Here is a 26981-nt window from a genome sequence, read left to right as displayed (position 1 = left end):
TCAGATCTGAGTCAAGTCGCTTGATGCCCCGGCACCTGTTCAGTCGAGTGCCGGGGTTCTTCCGTTTCTTCGTCCGGCGCGTTGTCCCAGATCAAACGCGGATCGAAGCTCATCGCCGAGAGCATGGTGAACACCACCACCAGGCCGAAGAACAGAATCCCTACGCGCGGTTCGATATCCCCCAGTGCCTGGAATTTCACCAGCGCCGCCACCAGCGCAACCACCAGCACATCGAGCATCGACCAATAGCCGATCAGCTCGACGAAGCGGTACAGCTTCGAACGCTCCTTGCGCGCCCAATGGCTGTCCCGTTGCACGGTCACCAGCAGCAAAGTGAGCGCGACGAATTTCACTCCCGGCACCGCGATGCTGGCGATGAAGATAATCAGGGCGATGTCCCACGCGCCGTGATCCCAGAACTCCAGCACGCCGCTCATGATGGTGCTGTCGGCTCCGTTGCCGAGCAGGGTGGTGTTCATCACCGGCAGCAGATTGGCCGGCACGTAGAACGCCAGCGCGGCGAACATGTAGGCCCAGGTGCGCGCCAGCGAATTGCTCTTGCGCCGATGCAGCGGTGCGTCGCAACGCGGGCATTGGTGCGGTTCGCCGGCCATGTCGCAGGCCAGCCCGCAGCTGTGGCACAGGCACAGGTTGAGTTCGGTTGCCGTCGGTGGGCGTTTCACAGGATGTCCCACAGTTCACGTACGTCGCGCCCGGCGATGCGGATCAGCAACAGGCTGAGCACGGCCAGCGCAAACAGGCCGATGCCGGGAATCACGTCGAGCATCCCCGCCAGTTTGAACACCGCGACCATGGCGCCGAGCAGGCACACCTCGAGCATGCTCCATGGCCGCAGCGTTTCCAGCCAGCGCATGCACAGCTTGAACCCTGGCGAACGGCGCGAGGCGAGGGCGAAGCTCAAGACCCAAATCAACAGAACCAGCTGAAAGGCCGGGGCGATGATGATCGAGATCGCCGCAACCATCGCCATGAAGATGATCGGCCCCTGACTCAGGGCCAACACTGAATCCCACAGAGTCGCGCTGTTTTTCAGGCCCTTCATGCTGATGCTCATCACCGGGTAGAAATTGGCGAACAGCCACAGCATCGCCGCCGTGAAACTCAGGGCCAGGCGTTGCTCCACGCTCAGGCCGTTGTAGCGCTGGAGCACGCCGCCGCAGCGCACGCAGAGAGTCTTCTGGTGCTTGGCCAACGTGACTTTTTCGTACACGCAGTCGCAATGCTCACAGATGATCGGTAGATCGGTGCTGGCCATAGGGCGCTCGGACGAGGAGGGCTTGAACCTTTTCACTATAGAAGCGCCGGGGCATTCGGCAACCGGGGCGCCATTCGTCCAATACGGGGCACTAACCATCACACGCTTGTTTCACACGTTCAGGTACGCATATCCCGCAGCAGAAAGGAGAGCCCCATGGAAATCGATGAAGATGCACCCGGCAACCGCTCGCAACAGGCCGTGACCCGCACCACCGACAATGAAACCGGTCATGATCCCCGCAAGGATGAATCGCCAGTCCCATTGCCGCCGGACGATGAAGCGCCATTGGAGGAAGACATGAGCGATGTGGCCGCCACCGATTCAGTGGCGGTTGAACATCCACACGACGGCAACCGCTCAGCAAGCGCCAACGCCGACCCGCAGAGCCCCGCCAAGGATGATGAAGACAGAGAAGCGCGTGGCCTGCCGGCGAGCGACCCGGAGTCGGGCGCCTGACTGCGCGACGGAGGTCGGCAAGGTATTGCAGAATCTCCGGGCCTACGGTCAGCACCTCACCGTTGTCCAGCATCAGCGCGGCCAGATAGCCCTTCGGATTGACCTGGCGAAGATCGTGGCGTTCAGAAGCTGGCTTTCACAGGTGCTGGCCCAACCCTTTGTATGACCGTGTATCCATCTCGCCGCCATACACAATCGGGTAACAAACCCCGTCCTCAGGACACATCCCGCGTACATGCCTCGCCCAAAGTAGGTGCCAACACATCACTACTTCCAAGAGGGCAACACCATGCGCCGTACACTTCTGATGACCGCTGCCGCCGTACTTGTTTCGATGACCGGCCTTGTCCACGCGGCTGACACCCCATCCGCCGCCCCGGCGAAAAGCTGGCAGCAGGGCCTGAGCCGTACCGATCTGGTCCATCAGGATCTGGGCGCTGCGGATCGCGAGGTGATTCAGGCTCGCGTTGATTTCGAACCGGGCGTCACGTCGCCCAACCATGCGCATCCGGGTGTGGAAGTGGCTTACGTGATCAGCGGCACGTTCGAGTACCGGCTCGAAGGGCAGGCGCCGGTGACGCTCAAGGCGGGGGATTCGCTGTTCATCCCGGCGGGTGTGGCGCATATCGCCAGGAATGTCGGCAACGACAAAGGTTCGGAGCTGGCGACGTATATCGTCAAGAAGGGCGAGCCCTTGTTGATTCTCAAGCAGTAACGGTCGCCGAAACGAAAAGGCCTGCCGATCTGGCAGGCCTTTTTGCGTCCGCCGTTCAGCGTATCAGTGGGCGTGCACCGGGTAGTCGGTATAGCCACGCTGATCGCCGCCAAAGAACGTGCTCGGGTCCGGTGTGTTGAGCGCCAAGCCTTCGCGGATTCGCCGAGGCAGATCGGGGTTGGCCAGGAACGGTCGGCCGAACGCGATGATGTCGGCGCGACCGTCGGCCAGGGCCTGTTCCGCCGACTCGGGGTCGTAGCCGCCGGCGATCATCAACACGCCACCCCACGCATCACGCAACTGAGCGATGATCGCGTCCCAGCGCGGGTCGAAATTCTCGTCCTTGACGGTGCCGACCACGGCCGGCTCGACCAGATGCAGATAGGCCAGTTTCCAGCGGTTCAACGAGCGCACGATGTAGCCGAATGTGGCTTGCGGCGATTCATCGCCCATGCCCATGAAACGGCCCATGGGCGTCAGGCGCACGCCGACACGGTCAGCGCCGACTTCGTCGACCACCGCCGCCACGACTTCCAGCAACAGACGCGCGCGGTTTTCCAGGGTGCCGCCATAACCGTCAGTGCGCTGGTTGCTGTTGCTGTTGATGAACTGGTCCAGCAGATAGCCGTTGCCGGCGTGAATTTCCACGCCATCCATCCCGGCGTTCAGCGCATTGCGTGCGGCGCGGCGGTAGTCGTTGATGATGTCGGCGATTTCCGAAACCTGCAGTGCGCGCGGCACTGGCACGTCACCCCAGACACCATTGCCCTCGGCATCGACGATGAAAGTCTTGCCCGGTACGGGCAATGCGCTGGGGGCCACCGGCAGCGCGTTGTCCGGTTGAAAGCTTGGGTGCGATACCCGGCCCACATGCCACAGTTGCATGAAGATCAACCCGCCGGCCTCGTGTACCTGACGGCTGACTTCACGCCAGGCTTGCACCTGTTCATTGCTGTAGATGCCAGGCGTCCACGCATAACCCTGACCCTGACGGGAAATCTGCGTCGCCTCGGTAATGATCAGCGCGGCACTCGCTCGCTGGCGGTAGTACTCGGCGTTCATGGCTGTCGGGATATCGCCCGGCTGCCCGGCACGGGAGCGCGTCAACGGCGCCATCGCCACCCGGTGGGGAAGTGTGTAGGGGCCGAGGGCGATGGGGCGGAACAGATGCTGCGTCATGGGTGTTCTCCAGTCTTCGAAAAGGGTCGGCAGGGCGGTGTCGGGCATTGGCTCCGGCACCGGATGGCCCTACGTTAAGCGGCTGTCCGGCGCTTGATAATCCACCCGCGACGCCACGCTGCATTGCGTGAAATGCAACAGGGCGCGACTCAGGAAGGCTGTTGCGAGCGGGTCAGAGGGAGGTTCAACCAGCGTCGTCCGGTGGCGTTCGCCACGGCGTTGCCGATGGCTGCCGCCATGGGGCCCTGAACGATTTCGGCGGCCCCCAGAAACGGTTGTCCCGGCTGGTCGAGCAGGTGAACGTCGACCTTCCTGGGGACTTGCGAGAAGCGCAGGATCGGGTAGCCGCTCCAGTCGTAGCTGCGGATGCCGCCGGCGTCATAGGCGACCTTTTCATACAGCGTCCAACTGGTGGACTGAACGATCCCGCCCTCGACCTGGTTGCGCAGGCCATCGGGACTGACGATCTGCCCCACGTCCACCGCTGTGACGACGTGATCGATCTGCACTTCGCCGGTCTGCGGATGCACTTGCAGGCGCACGGCGATGGCGCAGTAGCCCATGATGTTTTTGTAGCGCGCGAACGCAAAGCCAATGCCCGCGCCGGGTTCGCTGCTTTTTTGTGGCCAGCCGACGGCATCGCGAACTTGCTCGACAACGGCCCTTGCCCGGGGATCGGTCAGGTGCGCCAGACGCAGGGCAACCGGATCAATTCCTGCCTTGGCGGCCATCTCGTCGATACAGGCTTCGATGGCGAAGACGTTGATGTGCGCCCCCAGCGAGCGCATGGCAGAAGTGCGGAACGGCATCTCGGTAACGAAGTTCATGTCGATCCGCGAAGAGGCCACGGTGTACAGCGGCACGGCGTTGCGATCGCCATCGCCTTCGGGCTGAGCGATCGGCACCGAGGGTGCGGAGGTGAACGGCCGGGCCAGCAGGCGTGCGGGCAGCAAGCGCCCGGCGTTGACGATGCGTTCGTTGTGCGGCGTGGTCCACAGCTCATAGTTCCAATCTTGCAGACGACCCTGGGCGTCGAGGCTGGCTTGCACTTCGGTGACCATCGCCGAGCTGTAGGGCTCCCAGAGGTTTTCCTGCTCGCGCATCCATTGCACCCGCACCGGCGTGCCCGGCACGCGCATCGCAATCAACGCGGCATCGGCCGCTGCATCGTCTGCGCCGTTGTGGCCGTAACAGCCGGAACCTTCGGTGTGGATGCAGCGCACGCGCTCGGGTGGCAGCCGCAGCATTTCGGCAATCCCGGCACGTAGCGGATACACGCCCTGGGTGTGGGTCCAGACGGTGAGGGCACCGTCCTTGAACCAGGCCACGGCGCAGGACGGTCCGATGGAGCCATGCATCAGATATTGCTTGGTCACGCGGGCGCGATATTCGATGTCGGTCGCGCCCTGGGACGTACCTTCATGGCTGATCGGATAACGCCGTGATGGCAGGCGTTTGAGCAAGGTGTGGATGTCCCGCGATTCGGGGATCGCCTGTCCGCCGCTCCAGCGTGCTGAAGCGTATCCGTGGCGCATGGCTTTGATCGCTTGCCATTCGTCCCGCGCCACCACGGCCAGGTAATTGCCGTCGCGAATCACCTGCACCACGCCGGACAGCGCCTGGATCGATTCAATATCGATGGTTTCCAGCGTGCTGCCGGGACGCGGCGGGCGGATGACCCGGGCGTGGAGCATGCCCGGCAGGCGAATGTCCTGCACGAACGCGGCGCCGCCGCTGACTTTGCCCGGAATATCCAGGCGGGGCAGCGAATGGCCGATGAGCTTGAATGAGCTCGGCGGCATCGAGGGCGATTCGGATTTTGCATAGCGGTGCAGATCGACATGCTGGACCGCATCGGCGTAGGACATGCGCTGCCCGGTCGGACCGAGAATGAAACCGTCCCGAGTCGTCAGCAGTGCCGGCGCAACGTTCCAGCTGCGCCCGGCCGATTCCAGCAGCATCTCGCGCACCTGTGCCGCCGCGTTGAACAACGCGGTGCCACTGTCGAAAATCGTGTGGCTGCCGGCGGTGTAGCCTTCGTTCGGTGTCAGTGCGGTGTCGGCGGTGAGCAGGTTGATTGCTGTCGGCGAGACCTCCAGGCGTTCAGCGGCAATTTGCAGCAACGCGGTTTTGACTCCGGTGCCCAGTTCGACCTTGCCGGTGTAGACGGTGATGCCGTCAGCGCCGACGCGAATCCAGGCATCGAGCCAAGGGTTGGTGCGCAGGCTGCCGGGCAGGTCCGGCGCCAGCACGACTGTGCCCAGGGTATCGACTTCGGTGTCGGCCAGGGCGCGGCGCGCGACTGGCACCAGAGCAAACGCCACCAGCAGGGCGCCCCCGCGCAGGAACGCACGGCGACTGTGATCGACCTCGTTGATTGTCGTCATAGCGCGCTCCCGTTCTGCCGGGCGACAAGGCTGATCGCCTCGATGATGCGCAAGTGTGTGCCGCAGCGGCACAGGTTGCCTGCCATGTGTTCGCGAATGGTCTGCTCGTCGGGATGCGGATTGCTTTCGAGCAGTGACTGCGCACGCATCAACATGCCAGCGATGCAGTAACCGCATTGAGCGGCCTGTTTATCGATGAACGCTTGTTGCAGAGAACCGGGGCGTTCGGCGGTTCCCAGGCTTTCGACCGTCCGAACCTTTTTGCCCTCGAGACCGGCGCAGGGTGTCAGGCAGGAAAACACCGGTTTGTCATCGACGATGACGGTGCAGGCGCCGCATTGGCCCAGGCCACACCCATACTTGGCGCCGTTCAGGCCCAGGTGATTGCGCAGCGCATAGAGCAGCGGCATGTCGGGTTCCAGCTCGAGAGCCTGGGAGGATCCGTTGACGTTGAGGGTGATCTGAGTCATTTCGTCTCCTGACGTAGCGCTTGGAGGGTGGCAGGAAGGTCGGTCCAGGGTTGCTCGGCGTTGGCTTGATGGCGCAGCCAGGTCGCCAGAACAGTGAGTTGGGCGTTGTCGAGACTGGCGGCGAACGAGGGCATCACCGGGCCCGCATGGCCGGGTTCTGCCGGGATGCCTTCGAGTACGGTTTTCAAAAAGTTGCGCGGGCTGGCGGCTTGCAACGCCGAGGTTCGATCCAGTGCCGGACGACCGTCGATTTCACGCATCGGCGCGCCTTGGGCATGGCAGCCGGCGCAGGCGCTGGCGAACAGCAGCGCGCCAGAGGAGCGATCCGCAGGTTCCGTGCTGGCGCTGACGTTCGGAATCTCGTTGATTGCAGTTTTCGCCGGCAGACTCAGCAAGTATTCGGCAATCGCCTGGGCATCTTCCGCGGGCAGGCGCGCCAGACCGAGGCTGACCGGGCGCATCGGGCCCGCCGCCGTGCCGTGTCCGTCGACCACGTCGCTCCGCAGGTAACTCACCAGTTGTTCGCGGCTCCACGGGTTTGCCCGGTTCGCCATGCCCAACAGTGACGGCGCATCCCAGCCATCCACGCTGCCGCCCGCCAGGCTTTCGCCGGACTTCTCGGCACCGATCAGGTTCAACGGCGAGTGACAGCCCGCGCAGTGACCCGGACCTTCGACCAGGTAACGCCCGCGATTCCACGCCTGCGATTGCTGCGCTACCGGCGTCAATGGCTTCGCGTGCAGGAACAGCAGGTTCCAGAACGACACCAATGGCCGGATGTTCATCGGGAAGTTCATGCGGTTCTGTTGTGGCGGCGAGTCCACGGCGGGGCCGCTCATCAGGTACGCATAGGCGTCGGCGATGTCGTCCTGGCTCATGCGCCGGTAATGAATGTAAGGGAAGGCCGGGTACAGGAAGTGGCCGTCGCGCGAGATGCCTTCACGCATCGCCCGCTCAAAGGCCGGCAACGACCACTGGCCGATGCCGGTCTGTGGATCCGGGGTGATGTTGGTGCTGTAGAGGGTACCGAACGGTGTCACCAGCGGCAGTCCGCCGGCCAGGTATTGGCCGCCGGGCCGCGTATGACACACCGCACAATCGCCCGCCTCGACGACGCGCGCGCCGCGTTGCAGTTGGGCGGAGTCGAAGGTTTGCGGACGCTCGACCGGCGCGATTGCCGGACGCCACATCAGCGCCAGGGCCGCGATTGCACCGATCGACGCGAGGGCTGCCGCGCTGATCCACAGCGCTCTGGATCTCATGAAGTGGCCGTTCATGAGCATTTGCCCAAGAGGCACGCGGTGGGCGTGAAGGACGGATTCGGCATCTCGACAACTCCTTGAAAGAGCGGGAAAGGGCGCCGATGCAAAGCCCTGCGCCAAGTGCCCAAGGGTAGAGAAGGTGCATCCGTCCGAGTATTGCCAGACCGCGCAATAGCACGTTGCGCCAAGTGCAACGCCCGGGAATCGTTGCACTTGGCGCATCACTCAATTGCCCGGCAGATGGATACTCGAAGGCCGGCGCAGCCCCTAGCCTTGGCGTCACTTTCCAAACTCATCGAGGTGTCATCATGCTTACGGGCAATCCGGCAGCGGCGGCCAAGGCCGAACAATCCGCTTCTCTTTCCGGCCTGATGGTCGCGTTCCTGGCATTCTGCTGCGGCGCGGTCGTGGCCAACCTTTATTACGCTCAGCCGATCGTCGAACTGATCGCGCCGCAAATCGGCCTGTCCAGTGCCAATGCCAGTCTGATCGTTTCACTCACGCAGTTCGGTTATGCATTGGGCCTGCTGTTGCTGGTGCCGCTGGCCGATCTGATGGAAAACCGTCGGTTGGTGGTGGGCTTCACCCTCGCGGCGAGTGTGACGCTGTTGTGCGCCGGTCTGACGCATTCGCCGTCGATGTTCCTTGTCCTGTCGTTGCTGATCGGCCTCACTTCGGTGGCGGTACAGATCCTGGTGCCGCTGGCCGCGCATCTGGCGCCCGAGGCGAGCCGCGGGCGGGTGGTGGGCAACATCATGAGCGGCCTGTTGCTGGGCATTCTGCTGTCGCGGCCACTGTCGAGTCTGTTGGTGGAAGTGTTCGGCTGGCGCGGGGTGTTTTTCAGCGCAGCGGCGCTGATGGCCGTCATCGCCCTGGTCACGGCGATTGCCTTGCCGCGCCGCGTCCCGACTCATCAGGCGACGTATGTGGCGCTGATCGGTTCGGTGTTTGCGCTGGCCCGTCGGCACGCGGTCCTGCGTCAGCGTTCGCTGTATCAGGGCTTGCTGTTCGCCAGCTTCAGTCTGTTCTGGACCCTCGCACCGATCGAGCTGATGCGACACCACGGTTTCAGTCAGGCACAGGTGGCGATTTTTGCACTGGTCGGCGCCGTCGGCGCGGTTGCAGCGCCGATTGCCGGGCGGTTGGCCGATGCCGGGCACGGTCGGCGCGGGACGCTCGTTGCACTGTTGTTGGCGCCAGCCTCCTTGCTGATCGCCGCGCTGCCGGGTAGCAGTTATGTCTGGCTGGTGGTTTGCGCGGTGCTGCTGGACTTCGCCGTGCAACTGAACATGGTTCTGGGTCAGCGCGAGGTGTACGCCATCGATCCGCACAGCCGGGCCCGCCTGAATGCCGTGTACATGACCAGCATCTTCGTCGGCGGCGCGCTGGGGTCGCTGGTCGCAAGTCCGCTCTACGAGCATTTCGGCTGGAACCTGTCCGCCGTGACCGTGGCGTTGCTCCCGGCGCTGGCCCTGGCGATGTTTCTGAGCCGCAAGACCGATGCCTGAGCCTCAGACACCGGTGAGTCCGATCAAGCACGGTCTTACAAGACGATTGGCGAACGGTGATGCACAATCATCACCGTTTCCTTTCGATCGGGCTCCACTTATGGACAAGTTGCTGGCACTGAAGATGTTCGTTGAAACCGTCCGTTGCGGTGGTTATTCCTCGGCGGCGCGCAAACTCGGCATCTCCACCTCTTCGGTGACACGCCAGGTGGCGGGGCTGGAAAACGAGCTGGGCGCCAGCCTGCTCAATCGCACGACACGCAACACCAGCGTGACGGTCGCCGGCCAAACCTATTTCGAGAAAGCGGTGGCCATTCTCGATGCCATCGACGAGGCCGACGCGGTTGTCGCCGACCGTGGCAGCGAGGCGCAGGGCCGGCTGCGCATCAGCGTGCCGGTCGAGTTCGGTCGCCAGATCATTGCACCGCAACTGGGGGTTTTGCTCGACCGCCATCCGGGGCTGGAAGTCAGTGTGTCGTTGAGCGATCAGGTCAGCGATCTGCTGAGCGAGCAGATCGATGTCTCGGTGCGACTGGGATCGTCGGTGGTCAGTGACGATATCGTCAGCAAGCGCGTGGGCGGCTTCCAGCGCTGGGTGGTGGCGAGTCCGGATTACCTGACTCATCACGCTGCGCCTTTGCATCCGCGCGATTTGCTTGAGCATCAATGCCTGCGCTTCGACTACGGTGGTTCGCACCAGCACTGGACATTCCAGGGCGACGAGGAAACCATCCAGCTCAATGTGCACGGCCGCCTGCAAAGCAACAACGCCGACATCCTGCGCGAAGCGGCGGTGGCGGGGCGCGGGGTGACCCTGCTGGCCGACTGGCTGGTGCGCGCCGATGTCGAGGCGGGTCGGTTGACGCGGCTGCTGGCAGGGTATGAAGTCAACCCGGGTAATGCGAGCTGCTGCATCAATGCGTTGTACCTGCCCAATCATCGGGGCTCCAGTCGTATCAATGTGTTCATCGATTTTCTGGAAGAGATTCTGGCGGCGCAGCCATCGAGTCAGCGCTAGATTGCCGTTTACTGTCGCTGCGTTGCCGGTGGGTCAGGTTTGTCGCGCCGGCCGTGGTCCATTCCCTTAACACCTTCGTTTGATTGCCGCGCGTCGGTTTTACTGCAAAGATTTTCGTTGGTTTTTCTCCCTGCCTTTCCCTCAGCTACGGTTAGCAAAGGGTGCCAAACGGCATACAGGTAACGGTGCCCCATGATCCAGCGATTACCAACGGCTGCGACGGCGATGAATGAAGGCATGCAGATGCTGTGGGACGACGCAGAACGCATTCTCCTGCGGGGCAGACGTGCTTCTGGCGGTCATGAGGTTGATGTCCTGATCGCCTCGCTCGCTACGGAGCAACCTTCGGGCGCCAGCGTCGAGCGGCTTGCCCATGAGTTTTCCCTGAAAGACCAGTTGGAGAGCGACTGGGCGGCCCGTCCCCTTGAGTTGTTGCATGACGAGGGCCGCCTGCAGCTGGTGCTCGAAGACCCGGGCGGCGTGCCGCTGGCCCGTTTGCTGAAGGCACCCCTGGACGTTGCGACGTTTCTGCCGCTGGCCATCAGCGTGGCGGTTGCACTGGGCAAGTTGCATCGACGTGGCCTGATTCACAAAGACATCAAGCCCGCTCACCTTCTGGTGAACTGCCCCGATGGGCACGCCCGACTCACCGGTTTCGGCCTCGCATCGCGTCTGCCCCGGGAACGGCAGCCCGCGGAACCGCCAGAAACATTGTCCGGGACCCTGGCCTATATGGCCCCGGAACAGACGGGCCGGATGAACCGCTTGGTGGATTCGCGCAGCGACCTCTATGCCTTCGGCGTCACGCTCTATCAAATGCTCACCGGGTCGCTGCCGTTCAGCGCTGCCGATCCGATGGAATGGCTGCATTGCCATATCGCGCGTACGCCGATGTCGCCGAGTGCGCGCGTGGCGACGGTGCCCGAGATGCTGTCGCGAATCGTCATGAAGCTGCTGGCCAAGACCGCCGAGGAGCGCTATCAGTCTGCGCTTGGCGTCGAGCAGGATCTGCGCCATTGTCTGGCAGGCTGGCACCTGCAGAATATGGACGAGTTTGCGCTGGACGAGCAGGGGACGTGCGACCGTTTGCTGATCCCCGAAAAGCTCTACGGCCGAGAGCCCGAAGTCCAGACGCTGATTGCCGCGTTCGAACGGATTGCCGTCAGCCACCGACCGGAGCTGGTGCTGGTTTGCGGCTATTCGGGCATCGGTAAATCCTCGGTGGTCCACGAGCTGCATCAAACCCTGGTGCCGGTGCGCGGGTTGTTTGCCAGCGGAAAGTTCGACCAGTACAAACGCGACGTACCTTATTCGACTCTGGCCCAAGCGTTCCAAGGGCTGGTGCGCACGCTTCTGGGCCAGAGCGATTCGCAAATGGCCGAGTGGCGCAACGCGCTGCGGCAAGCGCTGGGCGCCGAGGCGCGGCTGGTGAGCGACCTGATTCCGGAGCTGAAACTGATCATCGGCGATACGCCGCCGGTAGCAGACCTGGAGCCGCCACAGGCGCAACGCCGGTTCTTGCAGGTATTGCGACGGTTTATCGGCGTGTTTGCCCGCGCCGAACATCCACTTGTGCTGTTTCTGGATGATTTGCAATGGCTGGATGTCGCGACACTCAATTGGCTGGAGGAACTGCTGACGCATTCCCACTTGCAGCACTTGATGCTGATCGGCGCTTACCGCAGCAATGAGGTGGATGCCTCGCATCCGTTGACCACCCGGTTGAGCGCCATCAAAGCGGCTGGGGGGCGGGTACATCAGATCACCCTGTTGCCGCTGGCCCGATCGCACATCGAGCAGTTGATCGCCGAGTCATCGCGCTCCGAGCCGTCGTACATCGCGCCGCTCGCGCAGCTGATTCTGGACAAGACGCAGGGCAATCCTTTCTTCGTCATTCAGTTCCTGCAAACCCTGGTCGAACAGGATCTGCTGACTTTCGATCATGACCGCCGGCAATGGGTCTGGGACGCACAGCGCATACACACCAGGGGCTACACCGACAATGTGGTCGACCTGATGCTCGACAAGATGGCACGGCTGCCCGCTGAAACGCAGCAGGCGTTGCAGCAACTGGCGTGCCTGGGCAACCTCGCCGATGTCGCCTCCCTGTCTACCGTTCTGGACTTGCCTGTCGCACAGGTTCACGGGGTGTTGTGGCCGGCGGTTCGTCATGAATTGATCACGCGTCAGGACAGCACTTATGGGTTTGTTCACGATCGGGTCCAGGAAGCGGCGTATCTGCTGATTGATGAGGCTGCCCGTGCGCAGCATCACCTGCGGATCGGACGTTCGCTGGTGGAGAAGACGCCGGCAGACAAGCATGCAGAAAAGATTTTCGAGATGGTCGGCCAACTCAATCGAGGTGCCGCGCTGATGAATCGACAACAGGAGCGCGAACACCTGTCGCAATTGAACCTGCTGGCGGGCGAACGGGCCAGAGCGTCAACGGCCTATGCTTCGGCGCTGACGTACTTCGCCCAGGGCGCAGCGCTGCTGGGCGAGGGCGGCTGGGAACATCAGCGTGAGTTGATGTTTGCGCTGGAGTCCGGCCGGGCCTTTTGCGAATTCCTTACCCGCCAGTTGGGGAGCGCCGAAGCGCGTCTGCGGCAATTGTCACGCCGTGCGCTGACGCTGATCGAACGCACCCGGGTCGCCTGCCTGCAAGCGGATCTCTACCTGGTTCTGAATCAGAGCGACAACGCGGTGACGGTCTGCCTGGCTTTCCTGCGTTATCTGGGGATCGAGTGGTCGCCTCATCCCGATGACGACGAGGTGCGTGACGAATACCGGCAGATCGGGCAAAGGCTCGGCGAGCGTCCTATCGAAGCATTGATCGATCTGCCGCCCATGGTGGATGAAACCGCGCTTGCCACTCTTGAAGCCCTGACCAAGCTGATCGTTGCAGCGGTCCATATGGACGGCAATCTTCCGGGCCTGGCCATGTGCCGGGCGATCAATCTGAGCATTGAATACGGCAACAGCGATGCTTCGTGCGTGGCCTATGCCAACGTATCGCGGATCGCCGGGCGGCGGTTCGCGGACTATCCGGCCGGCGTGGCGTTCGCCGAGCTGGGCTGTCGACTGGTCGAACGGCGCGATCTGGAACGCTATCAGGCACGTACGCAACTGGCGTTCTGGTTGTTTGCCAAACGCTGGGCTCAACCGATACGAACCTGCCTTGAGCCTTTGGCCCGTATATTTGAAGTGGCGAACCGCACTGGTGATCTGCCGATTGCCGCGTTCACCGGCAACAGCCGGGTCTCCAACCTGTTGGCCACCGGCGAACCCCTGGCCGAATTGCATGAGGAGGCCGAGCGCGGGTTGGCTTACGCCAGAAAAATCGGGTTCGGCGTGGTCATCGACTTCATCGAAACGCAGTTGGCGTTTATCCGGATGCTCCGGGGCCAGACGCCAACTTTCGGCAGCATCGGCCCGGGCGCATTTGCCGAGCGCCACTGCGAGGATCACCAGACCTCATTGGTTGCCATTTGCTGGCACTGGATTCGCACCTTGCAGGCCTGTTATTTCGCCGGCCACTACGAAGCAGCGGCAGAGGCCGGCGCCGCCGCTCGACAATTGCTCAGGTCATCGCACTCGTTTCTTGAGGAAGCCGAATATTGCTTCTACCAGGCCTTGACCCTCGCTGCCCTGTGCAGCACCAGGCCCGCTGGTGAACGGCAGGCGCAACTCGACGTCATCACCGCGCAACACCGGCAATTGCAGGTCTGGGCCGAACTCTGCCCGGACAATTTCGCCAGCCACGCCGCATTGCTGGCGGGTGAAATTGCCCGTCTGGAGGGCCGGCTGCCAGAGGCCGAGCATTGCTTCGAACACGCAATCGAATCAGCTCAGCGCAGCGGCTTCCTGCATATCGAAGCGCTGGCCAACGAGCTCGCCGCGCGTTTCTATGAAAACCGCGGGCTGCACAAGATTGCCCGGGTCTATCTTCAGGATGCGCGCTACGGCTATCAGCGCTGGGGCGCCGAGGGCAAAGTGCGACAACTGGAGGCCGAGCACACGTTCCTGCGGGTCGAAAAACCGCTGCCCGGTCCCACCAGTACCATCGCCACGCCGGTGGAGCACCTGGACCTTGCGACCGTGTTAAAGGTGTCGCAAGCGGCCTCCAGTGAAATCGTCCTCGAAAAGCTGATCGACATGATCATGCGCACCGCAATCGAACAGGCCGGCGCGCAGCGTGGCGTGCTGATCCTGACGGAGCAGGGCGAGCAGCGGATCGTCGCCGAGGCGATCACTCGTGACGACGCGACGCAACTGGATCTGCGCGATGCGCCGGTGGCTGCGAGGCTGTTGCCGGAGTCGGTCCTGAACCAGGTGCTGCGCACTCAGGAAAACCTGGTACTGGCTGATGCCTTGGCCGAACCATCGTTCGCGGCCGACCCGTATGTTCGCCAGCATCGTGTGCGCTCGGTACTCTGCCTGCCGTTGCTCAATCAGGCGAAACTGATCGGCGTGCTGTATCTGGAAAACAACCTGACTTCGCGGGTGTTCAGCCCCTCACGGATCGCCTCGCTGAGGCTGATCGCCTCACAGGCGGCGATCTCGCTGGTCAATGCACGCCTGTACCGCGATGTCGCCGAGCGCGAGGTCAAAAGCCGCGAAAGCGAGCAGCGTTATCGCGAGATACAGGCTGAGCTGGCCCATGCCTGCCGCGTCGCGACCATGGGGCAACTCGCGGCCTCGATTGCCCATGAAGTCAGCCAGCCGCTGGCCTCGACACTCGCCAGCGCCCAGGCAGCGCTGCGCTGGTCGGGTGCGGCGCCACCGAACCTCGAAGAAACCCGCCTGTGCCTGGAGCGGATCGTCAGGGATGCCCATCGGGGCAGTGAGGTGCTGGATCGTATTCGCGGGCTGATTCGCAAGGCCCCTCAGCCAAAGGAGCCGGTCAACCTCAATGAGGTGATTGGCGAAGTCATCGAGATCACCCGGAGCCAGGCGCAGAAGGCCGGGGTTTCGGTCGAGGCGCAGATGGTGGCCGGTTTGCCACGGGTCGATGGCGACCGGGTCGAGCTGCAGCAAGTGGTGCTCAATCTGGTGATGAACGCACTGGAAGCCATGAGCGGTGCAGGTGTCGTCAAAGGGGAGCTGCGCATCCGCACGCAAACCAATGAAGCGGGGCAGGTGTGGGTGTGTATCAGCGATTCGGGGCCGGGGTTCGGCGCGCATTCGATCGGGCAGCTGTTTACGCCGTTCTACACCACCAAACCCACGGGGCTGGGCATGGGGCTGTCGATCTGCCGTTCGATCATCGAGACCCATGGCGGTCAATTGTGGATCGAGGCCAATCAGCCGTGCGGTGCCGTCGTGCAGTTTGTCTTGCCGGCCGATTCCGTTCTGCTTCCGTGAGCAGAAAAAAAGCGCCCGCCAAAAAAACCGTGGCGGGCGCCTGGGAATGCGCGCAGCAGTAGAGAAGGGTCAAGCGTCGCGGGATCAGGCCACCGGAATCAACGGGTCGGCAGCGGCCAGTGCGGTTGCACGATCGGCGGCCGGCGGGTAGATCCAAACGGTATTGATCTGAGTCTTGAGGTCTTTGGCTTCTTGCCCGACCAGTTTCAATTGACGGTCCCAGCCCTCGGTGAACACGGCGCCCCAGGCGCCGAGGTCAAGGCAGGTCACGTACTTGGGCTGGCTGTAGGTCATCGGCGCGACACCGATCAGGTCAGCCGCCACATTGTTGCCGGCATAACGGCCCAGGCTGATCGCATGCTGGCAGGACATCGCGGCGTAGTTTCCGAGATCATCCGTGGCGGCATAAGCGACGTCGCCGGCAGCGAAGACATCCACATGCCCCAGCACTTTCAAGTGGCCGTCGACGTGCAGGCGCCCTTGCGGATCACGGCTGCCCGGCACCTGTTCGGTGAGCGGGCTGGCGCGGAAACCAACGGTCCAGACGACGGTGCTGGATTCGATACGTTGGCCGTCGGCCAGGGTCACGCCGCCGGCATCGACCGAGGCGACCGAGGCGTCGACTATCCATTCGATGCCCAGCTCCCTGGAAGCTTCCACGATGGAAGGGCGAATGCCTTCACCCAACGTCGCGGCGATTTGCGGCGAACGATCCACTACGATGACTCTGATCGGCGCATCGTCACCCAGAGCGGCACGCAGGCGGGCGGGCATTTCGGTGGCGGTTTCGATCCCGGTAAAACCACCACCGGCGACCACCACGGTATTTCGCGCAGCGCTCGACGGCTGGTTCTTCAAGGATTTGATATGGGCTTCGAGGCGGGCGGCTTCTTCTATCTGGTCGACATCGAAAGCGTGTTCGATCATGCCTTTGAGCGGTGGGCGAATCACGCGACTGCCGGCGGCCAATACCAGCCGGTCATAGTTCAGCTTGCCTTGCGCGCCGAAGGCATCGCTGTAGGTCACCTGCTTGCTTTGGGTGTCGATGTTGTCGGCGATGCCTTTGACGAATCTCACGCCGACCGCATCGAACAGTTCACCCAGCGGCGCCTTCATGTTGTGGACGTCCGGCTCGTAGAAGCGTGGGCGGATACGCAGTTCTGCCTGGGGCGCGAGGACGGTGATCTGCACGTCGTTACGATCATGCTGGTCCAGCAGTCGTGCGGCGCTCAAGGCGCTCCAGACTCCACCAAATCCTGCGCCTATCACTAAAATGTGCTGTTTCATCGGATGACTCCTGAGAAATTCTGATCGTTGAACGACTTGACTGTTCACGCGTGACCGTCTCCCGGTCTGCACGAAGCAGGTTGTTGTGAGCAACCGCAGAACCGGTTCGATTCGCTGGAGAAAATGCTATCGAGGAAGGCGCGGCGGAACACTTCTACATAGGGTCAGCGCCGACATGCTTAGGTGTGAGGCGGGTATACACAGGTATAGGAAGAGGGCATTCAAACGGTGCGATTGAACGCGCTTTCGATGCAGGTGATGAGTTCGCCGCAGGGAAAGGGTTTTGGGAAGTAGGCGAGCGGCTCGGGAAATGCTGCGTTGACCTTTGGCGGTGGGCCCTGGTAGCCAGTGATGAAAATGATCGGGATGCGCAGGCCTCGGGCGCACAGTGCGTCGTACATCTGGATGCCGGACAGTCCGGGCATCTGGATATCCGAGATAATGCAGCCGGGGCGGGGCGGTGCGGTCATCGCCAGAAAAGCCTCGGCGTTCGGGTACAGCCGCACGCTGTAGCCGTGAGAGCGCAACAGGCTGTCCAGCGCCATGCGCACGGATTCATCATCATCGACAACCGAAACAACAGCGGTGTGGGACATTGCTTTACCAGGGCTGATCTCGGGTAGCCCGTCGAGGACGCCCGCCATTGCCGCACGATACGCCGCTCGATCCGGCGGCGTACTTATACGTGTGTATAGCGACAGTATTTGAACGCCTGCGAGCCCGATGCCCTTGCGGTGTGTGGCGTCAGCGCGAGAATCGGCTGCGGTATTCCCGAGGCGAGACCGAGAGATGACGGTAGAAGGTGTCGCGCATGCGTTCTTCGTCGCCGAACCCGCACAACTGCGCGATCTGGTCGATGTTGCGCTGGGAGTCTTCGAGCATCCGTCGCGCCGCTTCCAGGCGAAACAGCTCAAGCGCCTTCGCCGGTGTGCGACCGGTCTTGCGTTTGTAGACCCGAGCGAAATTGCGCGGGCTCATCTGTGCCTGTCGGGCCAGGGTTTCGACGTTCAGGCCCGTGTCGCCGAGGTTTTCGCTGATCCACAGGTGCAGTTCGTCGAAGCTGCCGCGGTCGTCGATCTGTGATTGCAGCAACTGGCTGAACTGCGCCTGACCGCCGGGCCGCTTGAGAAAAACCACCAGCTCCCGCGCGACCTGTAGAGCTATGGCCCTGCCGCAATCGGCTTCGACCAGTGCCAGCGCCATGTCGATTCCGGTGGTGACCCCGGCGGAAGTCCAGACCTTGCCTTGCTGGATGTAGATCGCATCAAGGTCGACATCGACACTGGGAAAACCACCCTTGAGCATGTCGCACATCCCCCAGTGGGTGGTCGCGCGCAACCCTTCCAGCAGCCCGGCCTGGGCCAGCAGAAAGGTGCCGCTGCACACCGAAGCGGTGCGTCCCGCCTTAACCGACGCCGCGCGCAACCAGTCCACCAGCGCAACGTTGTCGAGCATGGCCTGCCGGATGTTCGGTGCACCGGGCACGATCAGGGTATCTATCGCGGTTTCGTCAAAGGTGTTCAGTGGGATGGTGTTGACCGCCAGCCCTTCGGCGGTGGCGATCAATCCGCCGGCGAGGCTTGCGGTGTGCATCGCGTAGCCAGGCAGGCCGCGTTCGGCCCTGGCTTTGGACGCTGCCCAGAACACGGTCTGTGCGCCGGTCAGGTCCAGCAAGCCCATTTGCGGATAGGCCAGGAACACCAGCGTGCGCGGCTGCGCGAGCAGACAGGTGAGTGGGTCGGGGTGATGAAAAATTGAGTTCATGACGGCTTTGAGGGCTTGGTGACCGCCAGTTTTCGACGATCCGGTGTGCCCTAGTGTCCGCGTTTGCGGGCGCCAGCGCGAATATACATTGGTATGGGACGCAGCCACTTCAGCGCCGGCCGTACTCGCTCGATCCGGCGCAATCCCTATACCCGCGTATGGTATTGGTCGTCAGGGTCGCGATGCACACTCGCTATCAAGGAGCTTTATGCCGCTCTTGCGGCATTGCTCCGAGCAATTTCGACTCAGCCAACAGGAAAGCGACCATGTCTACCTATCTGAATCACTCCCAACAAACCCACTCAGCCACCAGCCTGCCATTCACCTCGAATTTCGGCCAGGCTCAGGAGCTGGTGCCTTCGCGCTACGCACTGCAGGTCGGCGACATCGACGTGGTGGTGATCAGCGATGGCGTTCTGCCGCTGCCGACCTCGACCATGTCGACCAATGCTGACCCGCAGGCTCGTGCCGCCTGGTTCAAGGACATGTTTCTGGGGCCGGACGCGTTCGACTGGGCACTCAACGTGCTGGTGGTGCGCAGCGGCGAGCAGATCATCCTGGTCGACGCCGGACTGGGCGGGCAGTTTCCCGGCTTTCCCCGGGCCGGCCAGCTGCCGAAACGGCTGGAAGCGGCCGGCATTGATCTGGCAGCGGTGACCGATATCGTGATCACGCACATGCACATGGACCATGTCGGCGGCCTGCTGGTCGACGAAGTGAAGAGCCGGCTGCGTCCGGATGTGCGGATCCATGTTTCAGCGAAAGAAGTCGAGTTCTGGGAAACTCCGGACTTCACCCAGACCGAGATGCCGGCGCCGGTGCCTGACGTTCTGCGCGCGACAGCCAATCAGTTCATCAACGATTACCGCAGCCGGGTGCGCACTTTCGACGATGAATACGAGGTGGCGCCGGGCGTGCTGGTGAAGCTGACCGGTGGGCATACGCCGGGCCACAGCATTGTTTACGTCAACTCCGGCGGTGAGCGCCTGACCTTTGCCGGCGATGCCTTGTTTCCGGTGGCCTTCGAACACCCGGAATGGCACAACGGCTTCGAGCATGACCCTGAAGAATCGGTGCGTGTGCGCGTGCGTCTGATGCGCGAGGCGGCGGCGAGCGGTGAGTGGTTTGTCGCCACGCACCTGCCGTTCCCTTCGGTGGGCCGAGTAGCGGTCGATGGTGACGCGTTCCGCTGGATTGCAGCGTTCTGGGATTACTGATCGGCTGTCGGCGGCCCGGCTGCATTTGGCCGGCCTCGCTAAAAGTCAGGCCCCGCAAGTGATGAGCTTGCGGGGCCTTTTTTTGCTTTGAGGTTTATCGATCGGGCAGCGGCAGCTCTGCATCGCCTTGTTCGAGGGGGCCGCTCAACGTCGGCGCATCAGCACCTGTTCGATGCAGGCCAGCAGTGCGTCGGTATGGAACGGTTTGGAGAAATAGCCCTCGGGCGTCTTCACACGGCTGCTGAACTCAGGGGGCAGGCCCGGCTTGCCGGTGATGAAGATAGTCGGAATGTGGATCTTCCTGGCCGCCAGCGCCTCGTACATTTCGACCCCGCACATGCCGGGCATCTGAATGTCGGAGATCAGGCACCCGGTCTGCTCTGGCGCGCTTGATTCAAGAAAAGCAAACGCGCTGGTGAACGTCTTGACTGTATAACCGCAAGACCGCAACAAGCTGTCCAGTGAAACCAGAACAAGTTCGTCATCATCGACAACTGAAATAATAGCTGAGTTGAACATGGGGAAACCTTGCGTCTTTGCGGGTGGCTGTAGCGCCCGCCATACTTGCAAGATACGCCTTCAAAAGTTGTGGAATAGTATACGTGGGTATGTTTGGTCGGTTTTTTTGTTAGTTGCGACAGTTAATTAATGTTCAGCAAACAAGTGGTTGTTGATTAACGAAAGAAAGTAACCGTTATGCCGAATGCAGGCTTCAAAAAATTGTCGGCTGGCGTAGTCGTTATTGGCAATTGCACTGGCGCGACAGTCGCGGAACAAGGCGTCGGCGGCCCCGAGCCGGCGTATGGCGCGATCAATGCCTTTCAGGCAGTCGGCGAAACACAACGGTTCTGCCGCGTCATTGAGGCGGTATAGCGCGTCACGCTGGGCATGGCCACCCAGATCCGTGATGCCGGTGACGAGAAAGTCGGCGTATCGGGTATTGGCATTCAGCAACCTGCGCAACAGTGTCTGCACCGGTAAGAAACTGACGGTGCGCAATGTCTGCTGGCTGTGTTTGAGTCGCGCCAGAATATTCAGCGTAGCGCCAAGAGTCTGCGTCAACGCGTCGATGATCTCCACGCGCTCAGCGGTGCATAGCGATGTGTGCGTGCCGTAGCGGCTGACGCAGGGCGGGTGACTGACCAGGAGCAGTTTGTGCGGTGCGTTCATGACCACCGTCTCCAGCTAGCGCTCGAGCGCGATTGAATGTTGTGAGTGCAACAGCGGACTCCACTGTTCCTGGTTGTCCGGGCGCCGGTAGTAAACGACCATGCGCCGGGCGACCTGCATGGCCACATCACGGCCGTTGTCGGCCTCGACCAGTGCCAGTGCAAGATCGATTCCCGCGCTGACCCCGGCCGAAGTCCACACCGATGCCTGGCGAACGAAGATGGCTTCGCGATCCAGTTCGACCTTTGGAAACAGCCGCTCGAACGTGTCAGCCATCAGCCAGTGTGTCGCCACGCGCAGGCCGTCGAGCAGTCCCGCCTGAGCCAGGAAAAATGCGCCGCTGCATACCGACGTTGTACGGCTGGCCGTGGCTGACGTGACGCGCAACCAGTCCACCAGCGGCGCGTTGTCGAGCATGGCCTGGCGAATGGATGCCGAGCCCGGAACGATCAGCGTATTGATCGGCTCGCCGCTTAGCTCATCCAGCCGCCGGGTTTGCACCACCAGGCCTTCGCCGGTCTGCACCGGCCCGCCATGCAGGCTTGCGGTGTGCAAGGCGTAACCGGGCAAGCCGAGTTGCGCCAGTCTGCAGCTTGCCGCCCATAAGACGGTCTGGGCACCGGTCAGATCCAGCAGGCCCATTTGCGGATACGCCACGAAAACCACGGTTCGTTCTCGTAGCGGATTTTCGGATTCAGGGTCGGGGTTTGTGCGTTGAGTAGACAATGCGAATCTCCATATCGCCTGCCGGCGACGTCAGGGGGGATGACGGTCATTGATCGTGTTCGGGCGCCGCCAACGGAATTGCAAATACGAACTGCGTACCGACGCCCTCGGTACTGTTGACCCAGATGCGCCCGCCGTGGAATTCAATGATCGACCGGCAAATGGAGAGGCCCATTCCGAGGCCGGTCGGTTTGGTCGTGAAGAACGGGTCGAACAGCGAAGGCAGGATGTCTGCGGCAATGCCGACGCCGGAATCGGCGATTTCAAGCACAGCCTCGTTGTGCAAAATCGAGGTGTTGATCCGTAGCGTCCGGGCTCGTTCTTGCACGTTGGCCATGGCCTGGCAGGCGTTGATGATCAGATTGATGATGACTTGCTGCAGTTGCACACGATCGCCTTTGATCAGGGCGCCGCGAGTGCCCAGTTGTGCGTGCGGGCGAACCTCGTGAAAGCAGATGTCGTGTTGCATCAGCGTCAGCGAGTCACTGACGATCTCGTCAAACACTTCGACATTGCGCTGCACCTCGCTGTGGCGCGACAAGGCCCGGATACAGGCGATGACGTCGGAGACCCTGACCGAGTTTTGAATGATCCGGTCCAGCGAACGGCGTGCTTCTTCCAGATTGGGCTCGGGACGGTTGATCCAGCGTTTGCAGGATTCGCCGCTGGTAATGACCGCTGCCAGCGGCTGATTGATTTCGTGGGCGATGGAGGCTGCCAGTTCGCCCATGGAGGTCAGGCGTGTGACGTGGGCGAGGGTGGCTTGCGAGTGAAACAGCGCCTCTTCGGACTGTTTGCTGGCGGTGACTTCCATCAGCGCGCCGGCGTATTGCGTGCGCCCGCGATGCTTGGGCAAAGGGCTGGCGATCATCTGCACATGCTTGATCCGACCATCCGGCATGACCAGTCGATGCTCGGCTTCGATGAGCTCCTGGCGGCGCGCAAATTGGTCCAGCACCTGATCGATCACCGGTAGATCATCGGGATGGGTGCGTGACTTGACCAGGGCGAGAGTCGGAGTGACGTTCGGTGGGTACTCGAAAATGCGTGAGGATTCTTCCGACCAGGACAAGGACACGCTGACCTTTTTATCGATGATGAAACCGATGCTGCCGGTGTGGCTGAGTTTCTGTGCGCCGAGAAAGAAGGCTTCCTTGCGCCGCAACGTTTCAGTGGCGCGTTTACTGCGCAGCGCCAACAGGGAAATGGTCGTCAGCGCGATCACGCACCTGACGAATCCGGCGATGCTCCTGTGATCGCGATAGCCTTGGTCGATCAGGAAGTCGGCCGTCAGGAGCGTGAGGCAACCCAGCGCAACGGCCAGGAATACCGGAACCGGGAAGATGTTCGCGGACATGAACACCAGCGTGATATAGAACAACGTCGGCGCAACGTCCAGATCAAGGTAAGCGTTGGTGATATAGATCATGCTGCCGACTGCAATGGCGGCAAGCCAGGCGAAGGCGTCTGAGCAAAGAAGTTGTGCGCGACGTTTGATGATAGACATTTATTCTTCCAGATTTTTGCTATCGGACGGCAGGTCGTGTTCTCTCGATGAAACAGGCAAATGCTATGAAGGGCGTATTAATGAAGAGGTTGAAAAGTCTGAACTTGTTTTTCAGGCATGACCGTTGTTGGCGACTGTCTGTCATTCACCAATCGTTGTATTGATTAATATTGATTTGAATAAAGATGTTATTCGAAGACTTATTCTCTGGCATCGCTGCATTGGGTCAATCGAAGTATGACTACGTATGAACGGGATATACCTAAGTGTTAGTTGTGCCGAGTCTTTCGATGCCTTGCCTGATGGCACAAACATGCGCCATCCCGGCCCCTTGAGCCGTCCCGTTCTGGTTCATGTGGTCACCGATTGACAGGCTGCGCCGCGATGACCTCGGCCATGCGCACCAGATCGGCAAATGAGCGCGCGCCCATCTTGCGCATGGCCTGGCCTCGGTGGATTTTCACGGTGATTTCGCTGAGGCCGATCTCCCCGGCGATCTGCTTGTTCATCAGGCCTGAGGCTGCCAGCGCCATGACCGTCTGCTCACGGGGTGTCAGCGTCCCGTGGCGCGCGCGCAGTTCATCGGCATGTCGCCCGGATTCGCGACGTTGCCTGTCTCGCGAATGTGCGGCGCAGACAGCATCGATCAGGTCCTGCTCGCGAAACGGTTTGGTCAGGAAGTCCACCGCGCCGGCTTTCATGGCGCGCACGGTCATGGCGATATCGCCGTGCCCGGTGATGAACACGATCGGCACGTTGATGCCGGCAGCGGCCAGTTCATTCTGGAAATCCAGCCCGCTGCTGCCTTGCAGGCGCACGTCGAGTACCAGACAACTGACGGTGTCGGGACGTTGATGTTTCATGAACTCGGCGACCGAACCGAACAGTTCGACTTTAAGGCCAATGGAGCGCAACAGGCTGCCGAGGGATTCACGCAGCGCTGCATCGTCGTCGACGATGAATACCACTGGCTCGCTGGGGTTATTGCTGATGGGATTGTTGTTCATTGCTTTTTTCCCAAGAGGTTGTGACGTGGTGGAGCTTGTCGTGGTATCGGCGAAGCCCCATCAAGAATATGCCTATCCCTCGGCCCGGGTACCGGTGCTTGCTCTTTCGAGTGTATGCCCGACCAAAGACACGGTCACGCCGCAGGTTTGGGCGGGGAGCAGATAAACGGTTCAGCATCGTAGAGGGGCAACACTCCGTCAGCTAGGACAAAAAACCCGAAAAAACGGCCATCGCAGCGGTCTATTCGCAGCCCGATGCAGCTGTCAGGTTCAAACAGTTCATACGCAAGTATCAAAACACTCACCTTACGCATGATCTCGCTGTCCCCAAGTACCACAGACGCCCGGCAGGCACGCCCTTAACCTTGACCTGCTCTCCGTCGATCTCAATGGCCGCGTGCCGGGTGGTGAACTTCATGAACAGAAATGATCTCCGTCGTGTCGACATCCATCTGCTGGTGGTCTTCGAGACGCTGATGCATGAGCGCAATGTCAGCCGGGTCGGCGAGAAGCTGTTTCTCGGCCAACCGACCATCAGTGCGGCGCTTGGGCGTTTGCGCGTGCTTTTCGACGATCCCTTGTTCGTGCGCGCGGGGAGGGTGATGGAGCCGACTGCACGGGCCGAGGAAATTTTCGCCAATCTGACGCCGGCGCTGGATGGCGTGGTCGCGGCGTTGAGCCGTTGCCAGCCGTTTGATCCGGGCACCAGCGAAGCGACCTTTCAGGTTGGCCTGTCCGACGATGTCGAATACGCGCTTCTTCCTCGACTGTTACGCCAGCTTCGTATCGAGGCACCGAACATTGCATTGGTGGTGCTACGGGTCGATGAGCAGCAGATGGCGCAGCGGCTGTTCAATGGCGAGATCGCTCTGGGGATCAGCCCTACGCTCGATCTGCCAGCCAACGCGCGACGCAAAAGTCTGCGATTGATCCGGCCGATGCTTTTGCGCTCGGACACGCGGCCGGGCCTGCTGGCACTCGATGAGTTCTGCGAGCGACCGCATGCCATCGTGTCGTCCATGGGCAAGGTCAAGGATGACACCGACCATGCCCTGGATCTGCTGGGGCGTCGGCGCAAAGTGGTGCTGGCGGTGCCGCAGTTCAGTGCCTTGCCAAGACTGTTGGCGCAAAGCGACATGCTGGTCATCGTGCCGGATTATGTGGCGAAGGCCATGGCCTCCGTGGAGGATATCAGGGCCGAACCGGCCCCTCTGTTACTGCCATCGCGGGAGCTTTCCATGGTCTGGCGCGCGGCTGCGCACAACGATTGTGCTCAACGTTGGCTGCGTTCGCGTTGCCAGGCGTTTTTTGGCACACCGCTTGAGTTGCAGGTAGTGCCCAGGTTGCGCCAGGCGTTGCCCCTCGATCAGACGTTGACGATCGCCCGGTAGGAAATGGCAATGGCTGTGTCAATCGCCCAATAAAAAAGCTCCGACTGGGTCGGAGCTTTTCTTTTTAGAGGGTCGTACGTGATTTGTCGTGAGGACGCGGCCCCGGAACATCACGCATTGATAAACGCCAGAAGGTCTGCGTTGATGGTGTCGCCGTTCGTGGTGCACATACCATGGGGCTGGCCGGGATAGGTTTTCAGCGTGCCGTGCTTGAGCAGTTTGATGGACAGATGGGCCGAATTCGCGATGGGCACGATCTGGTCATCTTCGCCGTGCAACACCAGAGTCGGCACCTCGATGTTTTTCAGGTCATCGGTGAAATCGGTTTCGGAGAACGCGCTGATGCAGTCGTACTGCGCCTTGATCCCGCCGTTCATGCCCTGACGCCACCAGTTTTCGACAATCGCTTCAGACACCTTGGCGCCGGGACGATTGAAACCGTAGAAAGGCCCGCTCGGGAAGTCACGATAAAACTGGCTGCGGTTCTGCGCGAGTGCTTTGCGCAATCCGTCAAACACATCCATCGCGAGGCCACCGGGATTTTTTGCGGTGCGCAGCATGATGGGGGGCACGGCACCGATCAGCACGGCCTTGGCCACCCGCCCGCGTCCATGACGCGCCACGTAGCGTGCCACTTCACCGCCGCCGGTGGAGTGGCCGATGTGGACGGCGTTGCGGATGTTCAGGTGTGCCATCAACTCGGCAACGTCGGCGGCGTAGGTGTCCATGTCGTTGCCACTGGCCGTCTGGGAAGATCGCCCATGGCCACGTCGGTCATGGGCGATGACGCGGAAGCCCTTGCCGAGGAAAAACAACATTTGCGCATCCCAGTCATCACTGGAAAGGGGCCAGCCGTGGTGGAACACGATCGGCTGCCCTTGACCCCAGTCCTTGTAGAAAATTTGCGTGCCATCCTTGACGGTGAACATCCCCGAGCCACTGCCGTTGCCGGCGCTTTTGCTGACCCCTGACGCGGAAGTCGGTGTCTGCTGTGTGGCCAGCGCCGGCAATGCCATCGCCAGGGTTGCGGCCATGGCCCCGGTCGTGATCAAGCCACGACGCGTGGTCCCGTTTTTCTCGTCAGTCATTTTGAACACCCATTGAGTTGTTTAAGTCGCACAGGCGGCAAGGGCTGCTGCCTTGGCCGAAGGCAATCTTTGGGCAAAGGAGAGCCGCTGAAAACCAGACATGGGTTTTCGAAATTAACGCTTTGGTATGTAGGGCGTGGCGGGAGGAATCCTGGCGGGGTTGGCGCGTCCCTGCGCCAGAACAAG

General features: G+C 61.7%; 21 protein-coding genes and 2 pseudogenes. 7 read left to right on the top strand and 16 right to left on the bottom strand.

What is annotated here, in order from left to right:
- Positions 1-11 precede the first annotated feature (11 nt).
- Both CAF79_RS25060 and CAF79_RS25055 read right to left on the bottom strand, forming a co-directional pair.
- A complete protein-coding gene (locus tag CAF79_RS25060; protein ID WP_085700796.1) occupies positions 12-683 on the bottom strand; it encodes a paraquat-inducible protein A in 672 nt (223 codons plus the stop codon).
- Positions 680-1276, bottom strand: coding sequence for a paraquat-inducible protein A (locus CAF79_RS25055; protein WP_085700795.1), 597 nt, complete (start codon positions 1274-1276; stop codon positions 680-682). Before CAF79_RS25055 ends, CAF79_RS25060 begins: the two co-directional genes overlap by 4 nt.
- A gap of 156 nt (positions 1277-1432) precedes the next feature.
- Between CAF79_RS25055 and CAF79_RS29790 the strand changes: the two are divergent.
- A pseudogene (locus CAF79_RS29790) lies at positions 1433-1621 on the top strand (hypothetical protein); the annotation flags it as partial.
- Between the two features lie 82 nt (positions 1622-1703).
- Here CAF79_RS29790 and CAF79_RS29785 read toward each other — a convergent pair.
- Positions 1704-1850: pseudogene (locus tag CAF79_RS29785) on the bottom strand (glutathione transferase GstA); the annotation flags it as partial.
- 174 nt (positions 1851-2024) lie between these two features.
- Between CAF79_RS29785 and CAF79_RS25045 the strand changes: the two are divergent.
- On the top strand, positions 2025-2450 hold the full coding sequence (locus CAF79_RS25045) for a cupin domain-containing protein (RefSeq protein ID WP_085700793.1): 426 nt from the start codon (positions 2025-2027) through the stop codon (positions 2448-2450).
- A 63-nt stretch (positions 2451-2513) separates the two neighbouring features.
- On the opposite strand, the gene CAF79_RS25040 is transcribed toward CAF79_RS25045, so the two are convergent.
- The 4 genes from CAF79_RS25040 to CAF79_RS25025 all read right to left on the bottom strand — a co-directional run bounded on the left by CAF79_RS25040 (position 2514) and on the right by CAF79_RS25025 (position 7748).
- Positions 2514-3629 carry an alkene reductase gene (locus tag CAF79_RS25040; protein ID WP_085700792.1) on the bottom strand — a complete coding sequence of 372 codons (1116 nt, stop codon included), beginning with the start codon at positions 3627-3629 and terminating at the stop codon, positions 2514-2516.
- 149 nt (positions 3630-3778) lie between these two features.
- Positions 3779-6016, bottom strand: coding sequence for a molybdopterin cofactor-binding domain-containing protein (locus tag CAF79_RS25035; RefSeq protein ID WP_085700791.1), 2238 nt, complete (start codon positions 6014-6016; stop codon positions 3779-3781).
- Entirely contained in the window at positions 6013-6486 is a 474-nt protein-coding gene (locus CAF79_RS25030; RefSeq protein ID WP_085700790.1) for a (2Fe-2S)-binding protein, read from the bottom strand. Before CAF79_RS25030 ends, CAF79_RS25035 begins: the two co-directional genes overlap by 4 nt.
- On the bottom strand, positions 6483-7748 hold the full coding sequence (locus CAF79_RS25025; RefSeq protein ID WP_085700789.1) for a cytochrome c: 1266 nt from the start codon (positions 7746-7748) through the stop codon (positions 6483-6485). Before CAF79_RS25025 ends, CAF79_RS25030 begins: the two co-directional genes overlap by 4 nt.
- 308 nt (positions 7749-8056) lie before the next feature.
- On the opposite strand from CAF79_RS25025, the gene CAF79_RS25020 reads away from it, so the two are divergent.
- The 3 genes from CAF79_RS25020 (at position 8057) to CAF79_RS25010 (ending at position 15638) form a co-directional block, all read left to right on the top strand.
- On the top strand, positions 8057-9256 hold the full coding sequence (locus tag CAF79_RS25020; protein WP_085700788.1) for an MFS transporter: 1200 nt from the start codon (positions 8057-8059) through the stop codon (positions 9254-9256).
- Positions 9257-9356: 100 nt separating this feature from the next.
- Positions 9357-10274 (top strand): LysR family transcriptional regulator, encoded by a 918-nt coding sequence (locus CAF79_RS25015; RefSeq protein WP_085700787.1) that lies wholly within the window; start codon positions 9357-9359, stop codon positions 10272-10274.
- A 237-nt stretch (positions 10275-10511) separates the two neighbouring features.
- Positions 10512-15638, top strand: a complete 5127-nt coding sequence (locus CAF79_RS25010) for an AAA family ATPase (protein WP_085700812.1) — start codon at positions 10512-10514, stop codon at positions 15636-15638.
- An 84-nt stretch (positions 15639-15722) separates the two neighbouring features.
- Here CAF79_RS25010 and CAF79_RS25005 read toward each other — a convergent pair whose 3' ends face one another.
- The 3 genes from CAF79_RS25005 to CAF79_RS24995 form a co-directional block, all read right to left on the bottom strand.
- A complete protein-coding gene (locus CAF79_RS25005; RefSeq protein ID WP_085700786.1) occupies positions 15723-16925 on the bottom strand; it encodes an NAD(P)/FAD-dependent oxidoreductase in 1203 nt (400 codons plus the stop codon).
- A gap of 221 nt (positions 16926-17146) precedes the next feature.
- Positions 17147-17569, bottom strand: coding sequence for a response regulator transcription factor (locus CAF79_RS25000; RefSeq protein ID WP_085700785.1), 423 nt, complete (start codon positions 17567-17569; stop codon positions 17147-17149).
- 100 nt (positions 17570-17669) lie between these two features.
- Positions 17670-18689, bottom strand: coding sequence for a GlxA family transcriptional regulator (locus CAF79_RS24995; protein ID WP_085700784.1), 1020 nt, complete (start codon positions 18687-18689; stop codon positions 17670-17672).
- Positions 18690-18955: 266 nt separating this feature from the next.
- Between CAF79_RS24995 and CAF79_RS24990 the strand changes: the two genes are divergently transcribed.
- Positions 18956-19906, top strand: a complete 951-nt coding sequence (locus CAF79_RS24990; protein ID WP_085700783.1) for an MBL fold metallo-hydrolase — start codon at positions 18956-18958, stop codon at positions 19904-19906.
- A 144-nt stretch (positions 19907-20050) separates the two neighbouring features.
- On the opposite strand, the gene CAF79_RS24985 is transcribed toward CAF79_RS24990, so the two are convergent.
- The 5 genes from CAF79_RS24985 to CAF79_RS24965 all read right to left on the bottom strand — a co-directional run bounded on the left by CAF79_RS24985 (position 20051) and on the right by CAF79_RS24965 (position 24316).
- Entirely contained in the window at positions 20051-20425 is a 375-nt protein-coding gene (locus tag CAF79_RS24985; RefSeq protein WP_085700782.1) for a response regulator, read from the bottom strand.
- A 126-nt stretch (positions 20426-20551) separates the two neighbouring features.
- Positions 20552-21076 carry a hypothetical protein gene (locus tag CAF79_RS24980; protein ID WP_085700781.1) on the bottom strand — a complete coding sequence of 175 codons (525 nt, stop codon included), beginning with the start codon at positions 21074-21076 and terminating at the stop codon, positions 20552-20554.
- Positions 21077-21091: 15 nt separating this feature from the next.
- On the bottom strand, positions 21092-21733 hold the full coding sequence (locus tag CAF79_RS24975; RefSeq protein ID WP_371917941.1) for an AraC family transcriptional regulator: 642 nt from the start codon (positions 21731-21733) through the stop codon (positions 21092-21094).
- A 115-nt stretch (positions 21734-21848) separates the two neighbouring features.
- The gene (locus CAF79_RS24970) at positions 21849-23309 is read right to left on the bottom strand and encodes an ATP-binding protein (protein WP_085700779.1); all 1461 of its coding nucleotides are present in this window, start codon (positions 23307-23309) and stop codon (positions 21849-21851) included.
- 359 nt (positions 23310-23668) lie between these two features.
- The gene (locus CAF79_RS24965) at positions 23669-24316 is read right to left on the bottom strand and encodes a response regulator transcription factor (protein WP_085700778.1); all 648 of its coding nucleotides are present in this window, start codon (positions 24314-24316) and stop codon (positions 23669-23671) included.
- A gap of 416 nt (positions 24317-24732) precedes the next feature.
- Between CAF79_RS24965 and CAF79_RS24960 the strand changes: the two genes are divergently transcribed.
- Entirely contained in the window at positions 24733-25707 is a 975-nt protein-coding gene (locus CAF79_RS24960; RefSeq protein ID WP_085700777.1) for a LysR family transcriptional regulator, read from the top strand.
- 110 nt (positions 25708-25817) lie between these two features.
- Here CAF79_RS24960 and CAF79_RS24955 read toward each other — a convergent pair whose 3' ends face one another.
- Positions 25818-26636, bottom strand: coding sequence for an alpha/beta fold hydrolase (locus CAF79_RS24955; RefSeq protein WP_218191833.1), 819 nt, complete (start codon positions 26634-26636; stop codon positions 25818-25820).
- Positions 26637-26981: the final 345 nt, after the last annotated feature.

Origin of the sequence: Pseudomonas sp. B26(2017) (assembly GCF_002113045.1) — a bacterium.
In the GTDB taxonomy this organism is placed as follows: Bacteria; Pseudomonadota; Gammaproteobacteria; order Pseudomonadales; family Pseudomonadaceae; genus Aquipseudomonas.
The sequence above is the reverse complement of the archived record's forward strand: the minus strand, read 5'-3'. Positions and strand labels throughout refer to the sequence as shown.

Excerpts from the sequence above, each read along its gene's own strand:
- CAF79_RS25055 (WP_085700795.1), bottom strand. The coding sequence starts at position 1,276 with ATGGCCAGCACCGATCTACCGATCATCTGTGAGCATTGCGACTGCGTG.
- CAF79_RS25045 (WP_085700793.1), top strand. The coding sequence starts at position 2,025 with ATGCGCCGTACACTTCTGATGACCGCTGCCGCCGTACTTGTTTCGATG.
- CAF79_RS25040 (WP_085700792.1), bottom strand. The coding sequence starts at position 3,629 with ATGACGCAGCATCTGTTCCGCCCCATCGCCCTCGGCCCCTACACACTT.
- CAF79_RS25035 (WP_085700791.1), bottom strand. The coding sequence starts at position 6,016 with ATGACGACAATCAACGAGGTCGATCACAGTCGCCGTGCGTTCCTGCGC.
- CAF79_RS25030 (WP_085700790.1), bottom strand. The coding sequence starts at position 6,486 with ATGACTCAGATCACCCTCAACGTCAACGGATCCTCCCAGGCTCTCGAG.
- CAF79_RS25025 (WP_085700789.1), bottom strand. The coding sequence starts at position 7,748 with ATGAGATCCAGAGCGCTGTGGATCAGCGCGGCAGCCCTCGCGTCGATC.
- CAF79_RS25020 (WP_085700788.1), top strand. The coding sequence starts at position 8,057 with ATGCTTACGGGCAATCCGGCAGCGGCGGCCAAGGCCGAACAATCCGCT.
- CAF79_RS25015 (WP_085700787.1), top strand. The coding sequence starts at position 9,357 with ATGGACAAGTTGCTGGCACTGAAGATGTTCGTTGAAACCGTCCGTTGC.
- CAF79_RS25010 (WP_085700812.1), top strand. The coding sequence starts at position 10,512 with ATGCAGATGCTGTGGGACGACGCAGAACGCATTCTCCTGCGGGGCAGA.
- CAF79_RS25005 (WP_085700786.1), bottom strand. The coding sequence starts at position 16,925 with ATGAAACAGCACATTTTAGTGATAGGCGCAGGATTTGGTGGAGTCTGG.
- CAF79_RS25000 (WP_085700785.1), bottom strand. The coding sequence starts at position 17,569 with ATGGCGGGCGTCCTCGACGGGCTACCCGAGATCAGCCCTGGTAAAGCA.
- CAF79_RS24995 (WP_085700784.1), bottom strand. The coding sequence starts at position 18,689 with ATGAACTCAATTTTTCATCACCCCGACCCACTCACCTGTCTGCTCGCG.
- CAF79_RS24990 (WP_085700783.1), top strand. The coding sequence starts at position 18,956 with ATGTCTACCTATCTGAATCACTCCCAACAAACCCACTCAGCCACCAGC.
- CAF79_RS24985 (WP_085700782.1), bottom strand. The coding sequence starts at position 20,425 with ATGTTCAACTCAGCTATTATTTCAGTTGTCGATGATGACGAACTTGTT.
- CAF79_RS24980 (WP_085700781.1), bottom strand. The coding sequence starts at position 21,076 with ATGAACGCACCGCACAAACTGCTCCTGGTCAGTCACCCGCCCTGCGTC.
- CAF79_RS24970 (WP_085700779.1), bottom strand. The coding sequence starts at position 23,309 with ATGTCTATCATCAAACGTCGCGCACAACTTCTTTGCTCAGACGCCTTC.
- CAF79_RS24965 (WP_085700778.1), bottom strand. The coding sequence starts at position 24,316 with ATGAACAACAATCCCATCAGCAATAACCCCAGCGAGCCAGTGGTATTC.
- CAF79_RS24960 (WP_085700777.1), top strand. The coding sequence starts at position 24,733 with ATGAACAGAAATGATCTCCGTCGTGTCGACATCCATCTGCTGGTGGTC.
- CAF79_RS24955 (WP_218191833.1), bottom strand. The coding sequence starts at position 26,636 with ATGTTCACCGTCAAGGATGGCACGCAAATTTTCTACAAGGACTGGGGT.